Origin of the sequence: Rathayibacter sp. AY1C5, from assembly GCF_002931705.1 — a bacterium.
Lineage (GTDB): Bacteria > Actinomycetota > Actinomycetes > Actinomycetales > Microbacteriaceae > Rathayibacter.
Window position 1 is genome coordinate 84,382 of sequence record NZ_PSWD01000009.1, and the last position, 13,576, is coordinate 97,957.

Consider the following 13,576-nt stretch of genomic DNA (forward strand, 5'->3'; position numbering starts at 1 on the left):
CGCTCAGTCCGGCCCGTCGCGGTCGGCTCCCGACCACAGATCGCCGCACTCCACCCCGCGCGCGCCCCTCGCGCGGAGCAGGTCGCGCGCGCCGGAGTCGCCGTGCACACCCTCGAGGAGCTCCGGCCAGTGGTCCCGTCCCAGCAGCACCGGATGACCGGGCCGACCGCGGAAGACCGCGCGGGCGAGCACGTCCGGCGCGACCGGCGCCTCCGCGAGCAGCCGGGCCCCCACGCTCGGCGGCTCCTCGGGCAGGTCGACCAGGGCGACCAGCGCGGCGACGCCCTCGGCCGCGGCGAGACCCGCGCGGAGCGACGCCGAGAGGCCGCTCTCCCACTCCGCCGCGACGACCACGTCCGCGGACGGCGGCACCAGGAGGCGCGCCCGTCCGGCCTCCGCGCCCAGGACCACGAGCACCCGCTCGCAGCCCACCGCGCGGAGCCTCTCGACGGCTCGCTCCACCCAGGGAACTCCCGCCGCGTCGCACCGCAGCGCCTTCGGGCCGCCCGCCCGGCGCCCCGCACCCGCCGCGAGCACCAGCCCGACGAGGTCCCGACTCCCGACCAGATCCATCCGACCATCGTGCCGCAGGCCGAGCCCCTGCTCCGCCGGACGAAGGAGACCGCATGACCGACACCCGATCCGAGACCGCCCGCGACGTGCTGCTCGCGTGCCTCGCCGTCCCCCGCTGGGCCGACGAGGTCGCCTCCGGCGCGCCCTACCCGTCGGCCGACGCGCTCGCCGACGCGGCCGAGCGGGCCGCGCGCACGCTCACCGAGGAGGAGGTGGAGGCGGCGCTGGCCGACCACCCCCGGATCGGCGAGCGGCACGCGGGCGCGGGGCGCTCCTCCGCGTTCTCGGCCGCGGAGCAGGCGGCGAGCCGCACGGGCGACGAGGAGCTGACCCGGCGGCTGCTGGCCGGCAACCGCGCCTACGAGGAGCGGTTCGGGCGCGTGTTCCTCCTCCGCGCGGCCGGCCGCGACCGGGCCGAGGTCGTCGCGGAGCTGGAGCGGAGACTCGGGCTCGACGACGAGACGGAGGCCCGCATCGTCGCGGAGCAGCTGCGGGAGATCACGGTGCTGCGGGTCCGCGGCCTCGACGACGGGCGCCTCGTCCGGGCGGAGGCCGCACGATGAGCGGGCACGCCAGCCGCGTCACCACCCACGTGCTCGACGCCGTCCGCGGCCGCCCCGCGCGCGGGGTCCCGGTGGCTCTCGACGCCCGTGTCGGCTCCGGCTGGGAGCGCCTCGCCGAGGCCCGCACCGACGACGACGGCCGCGTGGCGGCCTTCGGGCCGGAGCGCCTGGCCGCCGGGGTGCACCGGGTCGTCTTCGACACCGGCGCCTGGTTCGCCGCCTCGGGCGCCGAGTCGTTCTACCCCGAGGTCGTCGTCGCCTTCCGCCTCGACGACGAGGAGGCGCACTTCCACATCCCGCTCCTGCTCAGCCCCTTCGCCTACTCGACCTACCGGGGCAGCTGATGCAGCTGCAGGACGTCCTCGACGCGCCGCAGCTGCGGCTGCGCGTGCTGGTCGCCGGCGACGGAGCGCTCGCCCGGCCGGTCGACGGCATCTTCACGACCGATCTCCTCGACCCGCGCCGCTACATCTCGCGCGACCAGCTGGTGCTGACCGGTCTGGTCTGGCGTCGGGACGCCCAGGACAGCGCGGCCTTCGTCGCCGCGGTCGCGGACTCGGGTGCCAGCGCTCTGCTCGCCGGCGAGGGGCTGCTGGGCTTCGTGCCGGACGACCTCGTCGTCGCCTGCCGCGAGCACGACGTCCCGCTGATCGCCGTGCCGGCCGATGTGTCGTTCGGCGCGATCACGGCGCACCTGTCGAACGCCCTCGCCGGCGACCGCGTGGCCCGGCTGACGGCCGCCCTCGCACGCCAGCGGGAGCTGCTGACGGAGGTCTACCGGGGGCAGCAGCTCGACGAGCTCGTCACGCGCACCTCGCGCGAGCTCGCACTCCCCGTGTCGGTGCTGACCGCCACCGGTCGGACCGCGGCCTCCGCCTCGCCCCTGGGGCTGGGGGAGATCGAGCGGGTCGTGCACGCGGCGCTCACGGCCCGGCGCAGCCCGGTCGTGGTCGCGGACGCCCGCGGCGGCGCCCTGTCGGTCCTCACCGTCACCGGCGCGGGCGAGCACCGCGCCACCTCCTGGCTGGTCGTCGTCGGGGGCGACTGGAACGACTGGCCCGCCGCAGTACTCGACGCCGTGACGGAGCTCGCCGGAGTCGTGGGGGTCTACCGGCTGCAGCGGGAGGCGGCGCTCTCGGCCGACTCCGCTCTCGCCGACCGCCTGCTCGAGCTCGTGGAGGAGGACAGCGAGCAGCCCGAGGCCGCGGTGTACCTGCGGCAGCTCGGACTCGGCGGCGCCGGGCGATGCGCCGTGGTCGCCGCCGAGTTCGAGGGCGACGCGCCCCCGGACCTGGCGCGCCGTGTCCTGGTCGACGCCGCCGCGCACCTGGGCCGCGCCGTGGTCGGACGCGACGCCCAGGGCTGCGCGGTGGCGGTGCTGCCCACCGAGGCGACCGATGCGATCCCCACCGGCGCGGATCCGCTCGCCGTCGTCACCTCGGCGCTGCGACGAGCGGGAGCCGCGTGGCCGGGCGCCGTGCTGCGCGTCGGGACGAGCGCCGCGACTCCGCTGCCCGCGCTCGGCGGCGCCCTCCGCTCGGCACGCTACGGGATGCTGCTGCCGGGCTCTCCGGGCGACGACGCTCCGGTGCGGGTCAGCGACTCCGGGGAGGTCACCTCCGCCGTGCAGCTGCTGAGCGCGGTCCCCGACCACCTGCGCTCGGTGTTCGTCGAGCTGGTGCTCGGGCGGCTCGTCGAGCACGACGCGCGCTACGGCTCGCAGCTGGTCGCCACGCTCGCGGCGTTCCTCGACTGCGGCGGCTCGTGGGTGCGCACGGCGGAGCAGACGCACCTGCACCTGAACACGGTGCGGTACCGCATCGCGAGGGTGGAGGAGCTGACTCAGCGCGACCTGTCGGACACCGCGGACCGCGCCGACCTGTTCCTGGCGCTGCGCCTGCGCTGACGGCCGGGTGCGCGCGGTCCGCACCGCGCCGCCCCGGCCGGCCCCGTCACTCCGGAGGCGCGATCCGCCTGCCCCGGACGTGCACCGCGGCGATCGCCGGCTCGCGCAGGGTCATCAGCAGGGCGAAGAGCAGCTGGGCCGTCGCCTCCTCCTCGTCGTCCGCGCGGATCCCGTGGGCGAGGACGTCGGCGAGCGGCTCCCACCGGTCGGGCTCGATGCGGAGGAAGTCCGCGTCCTTCCCGGGGTCGAGGCTGCCGTACCGGTCCTCCTGGTCGAGCGCCCGCGCGCCGGCGAGCGTCGCCGTGAACAGGAGCTCGGCCGGATGCAGGGCGACGGCCGCGTCGCCGGGCTCCGAGAGGTGCACCTTGAAGGCGTCGTTCGCCACTCGCGCCAGCAGCCACTCGTCGCCCGCGCCCACGTCCGTGCCGAGGGCGACGGTGACCCCCGAGGCGACGGTCCGGCGCCAGGGCATGGTGCCGGAGCCGAGGAACTGCTGCGAGGTCGGGCAGTGGGCGATCGAGGTGCCGGTCTCCTCCATCCGGTGCAGCTCCGCGTCCTGGCAGTGCACGGCGTGGGCGAGGATCGTGCGCGGCCCGAGGAGGGAGGAGCCGCCGCGCGCGGAGCCGGGCAGGAAGAGCCCGTCGTAGGTGTCGAGGTAGCTGCGGGTGCCGTACGAGCCGAGCACGGCGGCGATCTCGCCGTCGCCGGGCCGGTCGTTCTCGTTGAGGTGGCTGTGCACGTAGACGCCGCGTCCGCGGACGTCGTCGTAGAGGTCGCCGAGCGCTCCGAGGGTCCGGGGAGTGACGGACAGCGAGAACCGCGGGACGAGCGCGACCTGCAGGAGCGGGTCCCTCCCGTGCCAGCGGTCGATCTCCTCCGACGCGAGCGTCAGCGCCTCCTCCTCGGAGGTGATCAGGGGAGCCGCCGAGGCCGGGCCCGTGGTCTGGATGCCGCGCCCCGACACGATCCGCAGCCCCGCCTCGCGGCTGCGCTCGAAGAGGGCGTCCTGCGCGGCCGGGAACGCGGAGCCGAAGACCATCGCGGCGGTCGTGCCCGCGGCCACCCGTCGCCGGGTGAAGGCGCGCGCGACGACGTCGGCGAACTCCGGGTCGGCGAGACGCGCCTCCGCCGGGAACACCGTCCGGTCGAGCCACTCGAGCAGCTGGCCGCCGCCGAAGCCGTCGGTCGAGAACGTCTGGGGGAAGTGCACGTGCGCGTCGACGAAGCCGGGCAGCAGGATCGACGCGGCGTCGCCGGAGACCGGCAGGAGCGCGAAGCGGTCCGGCAGCTCGCGGTACGGACCGACCCAGGCGATCGTGCCGTCCTCGTCCACGGCGAGAGCGCCGTCCGGGATCGACACCAGCGACTCCCGCGCGGTCGTGAGCGTCGCACCCCCGGCGACGTGCAGCACGTGCCCCCGGTGGACGCCCCCGGCGCCGGTCACACCAGGCCCGTGTAGGCGGTCCAGGCGGATCCCGCGGGCGGCGCATCGTCGCGGGCGACGCTCGCCTGGATCAGGCCGTAGGGGCGGTCGGCGGCGTGGAAGACCTCGTTGTCGTTCTCGACGCCGAAGGGCGACAGGTCGTAGACGAAGTGGTGCTTGTTCGGCGCGGAGAGACGGATCTCGACGATCTGCGGGTACTCCTCCAGGACCGCCTTCCCCATCTCGAAGAGCGTCTGCTGGAGGGCGAGGGAGTGCACGGTCGCGAAGCGGCTCGTCATGAGCGCCTTGACGCCCGCGTACACCGCCTCCCAGTCCATTGCCGCGATCTCGTCCTCGCTCAGGGCGAAGCGCCACTTCGCGACCAGCGAGGTCGCCATCACCCGGTCGTGCGTCGGCTGGAGGACCGTGTACGGGTCGGTGAGGAAGCTGTGGAACTCGCTCCCCGTGGACTTCAGGATCGTGAGGTCCTTGAAGCCGCCGGTGATCCAGATCCGCCGCTCGTCACCCGAGCCCTCGACCGTGACCGACGCGATCCGCGTCTCCTGGCCCTTCCGGACCCAGGTGTGGTCGTGCTCGCGCCCGTCCACCAGCACGCGCTCCCAGGCGAACTCCTCGATCTCGATGCGGGCGCCGTGGACGGGCTCGTAGCCGTCGACGAAGTGGCGGGCCAGCTCGAGGCCGTAGGGCTCGATCGAGCGCAGGCCCTTCTCCTTGGCGAAGGCGTACGCCGTCTGCTTCTGCGTGTCCGTGGGCAGGACGGCCGACTGGTCGCCCTCTCGGTGCGCGGCCTCGAAGTCGCCGCGGAGGGCCGTGGAGACGTTGACGTCGTGGATCTCGTGACGCGGGGTCTCGCGGTAGATCCGCACGACGCGGTTCTCGGCCTTCCCGTACTGGTGGTCCCCGAGGATGATCGACATGTCCGCTCCTGTCCGTTCCGTGCGGCCGGGCCCGGTCACGCGGTGGTGACCGTCCTGCTCGCGGCTCCTGCGAGCCCGTCTGCCAGCCTCGCGCCTGCCGGTGGCTCCGCGCACTGGCGGAGCATCCCGAGGAGCCGCCGCCGGGACTCCGAGTCTTGTGCGATCCGCCCGCTCCGCGGCTCCGACCCGCCTCCGTTCACACGCTCGAAACCTGCCGATGACACGGCGGCGCTCGGCGTGAGCGGTCGAGCTCCCCGAGGTGTCGTCAGGGAGGCGGGGGATCGGCGGGTCGAGGTCAGGGGCGGGTGAGGAGGCGCCCGGCGGGCGGGACCGTCGCGGCGGTGACGCGGCGGCCGCCCACCCAGGTGGCGGCGACGGCGCCGCGGAGGACGCGGCCCTCGTAGGCCGAGACGGGGTTCCGGTGCGAGAGGGCGTCGACGTCCACGCGCCACTGCGCCTCCGGGTCGAACGCGACCAGGTCGGCGTCGGACCCCGCGTGCAGCAGGCCCTTCTGGCCGAGCCCGGCGAACGCGGCGGTCGCCGTGGACATCCAGGCGACGACCTGCTCGAGCGGGATGCCCCGCTCGCGGGCCCCGGTCCAGACCGCGCGGAAGCTCAGCTCGAGTCCCGAGATCCCGCCCCAGGCGACGCCGAAGTCGCCGCCGGCGGGGAGCTTCAGCTCGGCGGTGGCGGGGGAGTGGTCCGAGGCGATGATGTCGATCGTCCCGTCGAGCAGCCCCTTCCAGAGCAGCTCGCGGTTGCGCTCGTCGCGGATCGGCGGGCAGCACTTGAACTGTGTGCCGCCGTCGGGGATCGAGCCGGCGTCGAAGGTGAGGTAGTGCGGGCAGGTCTCGGCTGTGATCGGCAGCCCCTCGGCCTTGGCCTCGCGCAGGAGCGGCAGCGCGTCGGCGGAGGAGAGGTGCAGGATGTGCGCGCGGCAGCCGGTCTCGCGGACGGCCTCGATCACGTGCAGGATCGCGCTGCGCTCGGAGGCGGGCGGGCGGGAGTCGACGAACGCGCCGTAGGAGGCGCCGGGCTCCAGCGCGCTCGCCTCCAGCTCGGCCGGGTCCTCGGCGTGCACGATCAGCAGTCCGTCGAAGGCGGCGATCTCGCGCATCGCCTCGACGAGCTGCTCCCGGCTCAGGTGCGGGAACTCGTCCACGCCGCTCGGCGAGAGGAAGCACTTGAAGCCGAAGACGCCCGCGTCGTGGAGCTCGCGCAGCGTGCCGAGGTTCGAGGGGATCGCCCCGCCCCAGAAGCCGACGTCCACCTGCGCCTGCGGCCCGGCGGCCGCGCGCTTGGCCTCGAGCCCCGCCACCGTGGTGGTCGGCGGGATCGAGTTCAGCGGCATGTCGATGATCGTGGTGACGCCCCCGGCGGCGGCGGCGCGGGTGGCGGAGGCGAAGCCCTCCCACTCCGTGCGGCCCGGCTCGTTGACGTGCACGTGGGTGTCGACGATCCCCGGGATCAGGACCTGGCCCTCGGGGAGGACGATCTCCTCCGTGGTCCGCCAGGGGGCGTCCCGCTCGCCGACCGCGACGATCAGGCCCTCGGCGATCGCGATGCTGGCCGGACGCCGGCCGTTCTCGGTCAGCACGTCGGAGGCGCGGATCACGAGGTCGAGGAAGGGAGCGTCGTCAGGCATGGATCGACCCTATACTCGGCATGTTTCCTGCGTGTGAGCGCCCGTCGGCGGCTCCGCCCGGCCTCCCCGCAGCCCCGGCGCCGTCGCCTCCCGTCCGAGAAGAGGAGGCCGTCGTGCTCGACATCGCCGCCCCCCTGCTCGAGCGCGTCGAGGGGGGCGGGAGCGTCGCGGTCGTCACGGTCACGCACGTCATCGGCTCGGCTCCCCGCGCTCTCGGCTCCTCGATGGCGGTGGACGCGGAGGGGCGGGCGATCGGCTCGATCTCCGGCGGCTGCGTCGAGGCGCAGGCGTACGCGCTGGCCCAGGAGGTGCTCGGCACCTCGGGCAGCGCGTCCGAGCACTTCGGCTTCGACGACGAGGCGGCCTTCGCCGCCGGCCTGTCCTGCGGGGGGCAGCTGCGCGTGTTCGGCCAGGTCGTCGACTCCGGCTCCACCGCGGTCCTCGCCGAGCTGCGCGCCGCCCGCGCCGGCCGCTCGGCCGCGCTGGCGATCGTCGTCGGCGGCCCGGAGGAGCTGATCGGCCTCGTGCTCACCGGAGCGACGCGCCTCCAGGACGTCGTCGGCCCGCACCTGGACGAGGACACCGCCCGCCGCATCCTCGCCGAGCGCGAGGCGCGCCTGGCCTCCGGCCGCTCGGCCACGGTCGAGACCGCCTGCCGAGGTGCCGAGCTCGAGATCGCCTACGTCGTGCACGCCGAGCGGCCGCGCCTGCTGATCTACGGCGCCGTCGACTTCTCCGCCGCGCTCTGCTCCGCCGGCGCCCTGCTCGGCTACCGCGTGACCGTCTGCGACGCACGTCCGGTGTTCGCGACCGCCGAGCGCTTCCCCGGCGCCGACGAGGTCCTCGTCGAGTGGCCGTCCGACCACCTCGCCCGCGCCGAGGTCGACTCGCGCACCGTGATCGCGGTGCTCACGCACGACGAGAAGTTCGACATCCCGCTGCTCGAGACCGCGCTCGCGCTCCCGGTCGCCTACGTCGGCGCGATGGGGTCGCGGCGCACCCATGAGCGGCGGCTGCGGCTGCTGCGCGAGGCGGGAGTGACGGAGGAGACGCTCGCCCGCCTGCACTCGCCGATCGGCCTGGACATCGGCGCGTCGACGCCGGAGGAGACGGCCGTGTCGATCCTCGCGGAGGTCCTCGCCGCGCGCACGGGGACGTCCGGGGAGCCGCTCGCGGGGCGCTCGGGCCCGATCCACGCGGCGCGCTGAGCCGCACGTCCTCCCTTGACGGCGCGCCGTCGTGATCGCGCCGGCCTGCTCGCACTCCGGCGGGAAACGGCCGCGAAACACCGCGCTGCCATGCTCGGGGCATGCAGCGCCACGTCCTCACCGGAGCCCACGTCGCCACCGTCGACGCGCACGGGACCGAGCACCCCGTCGGCCACGTCGTCGTCGACGACTCCCGCATCGTCGCCGTCGGAGCCGGCGACCCTCCGGCGTGGGCCCTCGACGGACGGTCCCCGACGGGCCTGCCGGCGCAGGAGGCGATCGCGCTCACGCGGGTCGACGGCCGCGGCCACCTGCTCACTCCCGGGCTCGTCAACACGCACCACCATCTCTACCAGTGGCTCACCCGCGGCTGGGCGCAGGACTCGATCCTCTTCGACTGGCTCGTCGCGCTCTACCCCGCCTGGTCCCGCATCGACGCCGACCTGACCCGCTCCGCCGCCCTCGGCGCGATGGGCGTCCTCGCCCGGTCCGGCTGCAGCACGGTCGCCGACCACCACTACGTCTTCCCGCGGGGCTCCGGCGACATCGTCGGCGGCATCGTCGACGCGGCCGGCACCCTCGGCCTCCGGCTGCACGCGACCCGCGGGTCGATGGACCTCGGCGAGTCCCGGGGCGGCCTCCCGCCGGACTTCGCCGTCGAGACCACGGCGGCCGCGCTCCAGGCCAGCGGAGAGGCGGTCCAGCGGTACCACGACGCCTCCGCCGACGCGATGGTGCGGGTCGCGATCGCCCCGTGCTCGCCCTTCTCGGTGACCACCGACCTGCTGCGCGAGTCGGCCGTCCTCGCCCGTCAGCTCGGGGTCCGGCTGCACACCCACGGCTCCGAGACCGTGGAGGAGGACGCCTACACGCGGGAGGCGTTCGGCCTCTCGCCCACCGACCACCTGGAGTCGCTCGGCTGGCTCGGCGACGACGTCTGGATGGCGCACTGCGTCCACCTCGACGCCGACGCGATCGCGAAGTTCGCGGCCACGGGCACCGGAGTCGCGCACTGCCCGTCCTCGAACGGCCGGCTCGCGGCGGGCATCGCGCCGATCCCGCAGCTGCTGGCTGCGGGAGCCCCGGTCGGCCTCGGCGTGGACGGCGCGGCGTCGAACGAGTCCGGTCAGCTCGGCTCCGAGATCCGCGCCGCGGTGCTGATGAACCGCCTGCGCGCCGGCGCCGACCGGATGAGCGCCCGGCAGGCGCTCTCGGTCGCCACCATCGGCGGGGCCCGGGTGCTCGGCCGGCAGGACGAGATCGGCTCGATCGAGGTCGGCAAGCTCGCCGACCTCGCGCTCTGGCGGATCGACGGGATCGAGCACGCGGGCATCGCGGACCCGGTCGCGGCCCTCGCGCTCGGAGCGCAGCCCCCGCTGAGCCTGCTCCTGGTGCAGGGTCGCCCGACGGTGCGGGAGGGACGGCTGGTGAACGCGGACGAGGACGCGATCGCCCGCGAGGTCGCCCGGGCGAGCACGGAGCTGGCGTCGCGCGTCTGAGCTGCGGCAGCCGATCGGCGCTCAGCCCGTCGTCGTTCAACCGGGCGGCGCCTCCGCCTCGACGGACGCGACCGGGGCGGCGTCCGGGTGCAGGAGCCGCCAGATCCGGTCGCGGGAGAGCGGCAGCTCGGTCGGCCGCACGCCGATCGCGTCGCGGACGGCGTTGGCGAGTGCGGGGGCGACCGGGTTGTAGGGCGCCTCGCTCATCGACTTCGCGCCGAACGGCCCGAGCTCGTCGGCGGTGTCCGCGAAGAGCACCTCGGTCTCGGGCACGTCCGCCATCTGCGGGATGTGGTAGTTCCGGAGGATCGCCGTGGTCACGGTGCCCTCGCCGTCGAGGATCACCTCCTCGTACAGCGCCGAGCCGATCGCCTGCGCCACTCCGCCCTCGACCTGCCCGCGGCACTGCGCCGGGTTGATCACGAAGCCGGCGTCGGCCGCCTGGACCGACAGCAGGATCCGCACCTCGCCCGTCGGCTCGTGCACCGCGACGCGGAAGCCCTGGACGTTGAACGCGAGCGAGCGCTGAGCGCCGTCTTCGCTCCCGGTCGCGGTGACCGGTCCGCCGGCCGCACGGACCAGATCGGCGAACGCGACCCGGGTGCCGTCCGGAGCGAGCAGGCCCTCGTCGTCGGGCTCGAAGGTCTCGTCGTGCCCGGTCAGCCGCTTGGCGAGCGCCTGCAGCTCGGCGAGGAGGCGCGTCGCGGCCGAGTGGACGGCCTTGCCCGCGACCACCGTGCCGGCGCTGCCGAACGCTCCGGTGTCGTAGCGGGCCGCGTCCGTGTCGGACTGGCGGATCCGCACCCGGTCGGCCGAGGCGCGGAAGGCGCTCGCGACCAGCTGCGTGTGCACGGTGGTCGTCCCGTTGCCGAACTCGGCCGTGCCGACGCCGATGGTCAGCACTCCCTCGGCGTCGACGGTGACGGTCGCCTCCGAGAAGTGGCCCCGCGGTGGGATGGTGGCGATCATCGCCAGTGCCGTGCCCTGCCCTGTCCGCCACCCCGGTCCGTCGGGGGCGGGGGAGCCGCCGCCGCCGGCCAGTGCCGCCTCGGTGAGGTCGAGGCACTGGTCGAGCCCGTAGGAGGCGAAGCCGATGTCGTCGCCCTCGACGTGCGTGACCACCAGCGGCTCGCCCGGGCGCACCGCGTTGATCCGCCGCAGCTCGAACGGGTCGATCCCGAGCTCGCGGGCGAGATCGTCCATCGCCGACTCGATGCCGAAGATCACCTGCCCGAGGCCGTAGCCGCGGAACGCCCCCGAGGGGAGGTTGTTCGTGTAGACGGCCTGCGCGTCGACGCGCTTGCTGGGCGCGCTGTAGACGGCGACCGACTCCGAGGTGCCGTGGAACATCACGCCGGGTCCGTGGTTGCCGTAGGCGCCGGTGTCCGAGAGCACGTCCACGGCGAGGGCGGTCAGCCGTCCGTCGCGCCGGGCGCCGAGCGTGACGCCGACCCGCATCGGGTGTCGGCAGGGGGCCATCGTGAACTCGTCGCTCCGGGTGAACTCGAACTGCACGGGCCGGCCGGTGGCGAGCACGGCGAGGGCGACGACGTCCTCCGTCAGGATCTCCTGCTTGCCGCCGAAGCCGCCGCCCACCCGTGCCGTGAAGACGCGGACGGTCGACGGATCGCGGTCGAACAGGCGCGCGATCTCGTCGCGCACGAGGAAGGGCACCTGCGTCGAGGTCCGCAGCACCAGCTCTCCGCCCTCGAGCCAGCCGATGGTGCCGTGGGTCTCGAGCGCCGTGTGCGCGACCCGGGAGGTCGAGTACCGGCCCTCGACGACCACGTCGGCCTCCGCGAGTCCGGCGGCCACGTCCCCGTACTCTCCGTGGAGCTCCGCGACGACGTTCGCCTCCGGCCGGGCGATGCGCGAGGCGATCGGATCCTTGTCGGCGTGCAGGAGCGGCGCGCCGGCCGAGCGCGCCTCCTCCGGGTCGAAGACGGCGGGCAGCACCTCGTAGTCGACCTCGACGGCGCGGCAGGCCGCCTCCGCCTCGGCCACCGACTCCGCGACCACCACGGCCACGCGCTGCCCGCGGAACCGGACGACCGTGTCGAGCATGCGGGTGTCGTCCGGGTCGTCGAGCCGGGACTCGTGGCGGGCGGTGGAGTAGAGGACGTCCGGGACGTCCTCGGCGGTGAGGACCGCGACGACGCCCCGCATCGCGCGGGCGGCGGTCGTGTCGATCGAGCGGATGCGCGCGTGGGCGTGCGGGCTCTGGACGACCTTCACGTGCAGCAGGCCGGGCACGGCGACGTCGAGGGTGAACGGCTCGCGGCCCTGGACGATCCGCCGGCCGGCGGGCGCGCCGAGCGAGCGGCCGACCCGGGACTCCTCGGCCGACGGGCGACCGGTGCGGCGGACGGGGGTGAGACCCGACGGCGGGGCCGCGTGCCGTCCGCGGACCGGGGCCTCCGTGCGATCCGCTCCGGACGGCTCGGCCGCGTGCGCGCCGTGCCCGGACGCGCAGGCGCCCGTCACGGCCTCGCGGATGGGGCGGTAGCCCGTGCACCGGCAGAGGTTGCCCTTCATCAGCCGCGGCACGTCCTCGGCGCGGACTCCGTCGAGCGCCGTGGCCGTGACCACCATGCCGGCCGTGCAGAAGCCGCACTGGAACGCGCCGGCCTCGACGAACGCCTCCTGCACCGCGCTCGGCTCCTCGGGCGTGCCGAGGCCGGCCGCGGTCGTCACCTCGCGGCCCTCGACGCGGTGGGCGGGGTAGAGGCAGGAGTGGAACGGCGTCCCGTCGACGAGGACGGAGCAGGCGCCGCAGTCGCCGGCGTCGCACCCCTTCTTCACCTCGAAGTGCTCGTGGTCGCGGAGGAGGGTGCGCAGCACCTGGCCGGGGCGGGGGGAGGCGTCGACCGGCTCCCCGTTGACGGTGAACCTCATCGGGCGCCTCCGGCCAGCTCGGTGCGGATCTCCTCGGCGAGCACGCGGACGACGGCGTGGCGCCAGTCGGCGGCTCCGTGCGGGTCGGTGAACCAGGTCGCGACGCCGTCGACGGCCGCGGCGAGCTCGGCCGAGGAGGGAACGGCGGCGAAGCGGAGCAGCTCCGGCCGGACGGTCGCCGCGGTGATCGTGAGCACGAACGCGCCGTCGGTGTCGAGGCGGCCGATGACGACGGCGCCGGAGCGTCCGAGAGGGGAGAGCGCCGTCTTGCGGAACGCGGTGCGCGCCCGGAGGGAGGAGAGCGGGATCTCGATCGAGCGGATGACGTCGTCCTGGGCCAGGGAAGTGGTCATGTTGCCGGTCACGAGCTCGGCGACCGGCACGGCGACGTCCGAGCCGTCGGCCCGCCAGACGAGGGCGGTGGCGTCGAGCGCGGCGGCGAGGCTGATCATCGGTCCTGCGGGCAGGGCGTTGGCGATGTTGCCGCCGACAGTGGCGACGTTCCAGATCTTGAAGGAGCCCAGCAGTGCCGTGCAGCACTGGAAGAAGAGCGCATGGGCGGTGTCGCCCGCGTCGGGCATCGCGGCGAGCTCGCTGAGCGTGCAGGTCGCCGCGATCGAGAGCCCGGCGTCCGTGCGCACGATCGGCTCCCACGCGAATCCCTGCAGGTCGAGGAGCTCGTCGAGGTGGTCGTGGGGGAGGGAGAACACCCAGGAGCCGCCTCCGATGACCGCTGAGCGCGGCCCGCGGCCCGCCAGCTCGGAGCGCTCGCGCACCACCCGGACGCGCTGGATCGTGTTCAGGTCCATGCCGCGCCTCCGTCCCGCGCCCGTCGGGCGTCTCCCCCCAGTGAACCCCACCCGTGTGACGCCCGTGTTTCCCCACCCCGTCCCCCCGGCGGATCCGCCATCCGCACCGGGCCAGAC

11 protein-coding genes are annotated in these 13,576 nt (G+C 75.0%); 5 read left to right on the forward strand and 6 right to left on the reverse strand.

The window, feature by feature from the left end:
- Positions 1–3 precede the first annotated feature (3 nt).
- Positions 4–573, reverse strand: a complete 570-nt coding sequence (locus C5C57_RS09240) for an NTP transferase domain-containing protein (protein ID WP_104234583.1) — start codon at positions 571–573, stop codon at positions 4–6.
- Between the two features lie 53 nt (positions 574–626).
- Between C5C57_RS09240 and uraD the strand changes: the two genes are divergently transcribed.
- The 3 genes from uraD to C5C57_RS09255 are packed head-to-tail and all read left to right on the forward strand — an operon-like array spanning position 627 to position 3,042.
- On the forward strand, positions 627–1,136 hold the full coding sequence (uraD, locus tag C5C57_RS09245; RefSeq protein ID WP_104234584.1) for a 2-oxo-4-hydroxy-4-carboxy-5-ureidoimidazoline decarboxylase: 510 nt from the start codon (positions 627–629) through the stop codon (positions 1,134–1,136).
- On the forward strand, positions 1,133–1,480 hold the full coding sequence (uraH, locus tag C5C57_RS09250; RefSeq protein WP_104248253.1) for a hydroxyisourate hydrolase: 348 nt from the start codon (positions 1,133–1,135) through the stop codon (positions 1,478–1,480). The genes uraD and uraH overlap by 4 nt, the downstream gene beginning before the upstream one ends.
- Positions 1,480–3,042, forward strand: coding sequence for a PucR family transcriptional regulator (locus C5C57_RS09255; protein ID WP_104248252.1), 1,563 nt, complete (start codon positions 1,480–1,482; stop codon positions 3,040–3,042). The genes uraH and C5C57_RS09255 overlap by 1 nt, the downstream gene beginning before the upstream one ends.
- 46 nt (positions 3,043–3,088) lie before the next feature.
- On the opposite strand, the gene C5C57_RS09260 is transcribed toward C5C57_RS09255, so the two are convergent.
- The 3 genes from C5C57_RS09260 to allB form a co-directional block, all read right to left on the reverse strand.
- On the reverse strand, positions 3,089–4,486 hold the full coding sequence (locus tag C5C57_RS09260; RefSeq protein ID WP_104248251.1) for an amidohydrolase family protein: 1,398 nt from the start codon (positions 4,484–4,486) through the stop codon (positions 3,089–3,091).
- Positions 4,483–5,403, reverse strand: a complete 921-nt coding sequence (pucL, locus tag C5C57_RS09265; protein WP_104248250.1) for a factor-independent urate hydroxylase — start codon at positions 5,401–5,403, stop codon at positions 4,483–4,485. Before pucL ends, C5C57_RS09260 begins: the two co-directional genes overlap by 4 nt.
- 295 nt (positions 5,404–5,698) lie before the next feature.
- Positions 5,699–7,048 carry an allantoinase AllB gene (allB, locus tag C5C57_RS09270; RefSeq protein WP_104248249.1) on the reverse strand — a complete coding sequence of 450 codons (1,350 nt, stop codon included), beginning with the start codon at positions 7,046–7,048 and terminating at the stop codon, positions 5,699–5,701.
- 113 nt (positions 7,049–7,161) lie between these two features.
- Here allB and C5C57_RS09275 point away from each other — a divergent pair, with 113 nt between their 5' ends.
- Both C5C57_RS09275 and C5C57_RS09280 read left to right on the forward strand, forming a co-directional pair.
- The gene (locus tag C5C57_RS09275) at positions 7,162–8,256 is read left to right on the forward strand and encodes an XdhC family protein (protein WP_219815111.1); all 1,095 of its coding nucleotides are present in this window, start codon (positions 7,162–7,164) and stop codon (positions 8,254–8,256) included.
- A gap of 101 nt (positions 8,257–8,357) precedes the next feature.
- The gene (locus C5C57_RS09280; protein ID WP_104248247.1) at positions 8,358–9,755 is read left to right on the forward strand and encodes an 8-oxoguanine deaminase; all 1,398 of its coding nucleotides are present in this window, start codon (positions 8,358–8,360) and stop codon (positions 9,753–9,755) included.
- 36 nt (positions 9,756–9,791) lie between these two features.
- On the opposite strand, the gene C5C57_RS09285 is transcribed toward C5C57_RS09280, so the two are convergent.
- On the reverse strand, positions 9,792–12,650 hold the full coding sequence (locus C5C57_RS09285; RefSeq protein ID WP_104248246.1) for a molybdopterin cofactor-binding domain-containing protein: 2,859 nt from the start codon (positions 12,648–12,650) through the stop codon (positions 9,792–9,794).
- Positions 12,647–13,459, reverse strand: coding sequence for an FAD binding domain-containing protein (locus tag C5C57_RS09290; RefSeq protein WP_104248245.1), 813 nt, complete (start codon positions 13,457–13,459; stop codon positions 12,647–12,649). Before C5C57_RS09290 ends, C5C57_RS09285 begins: the two co-directional genes overlap by 4 nt.
- Positions 13,460–13,576: the final 117 nt, after the last annotated feature.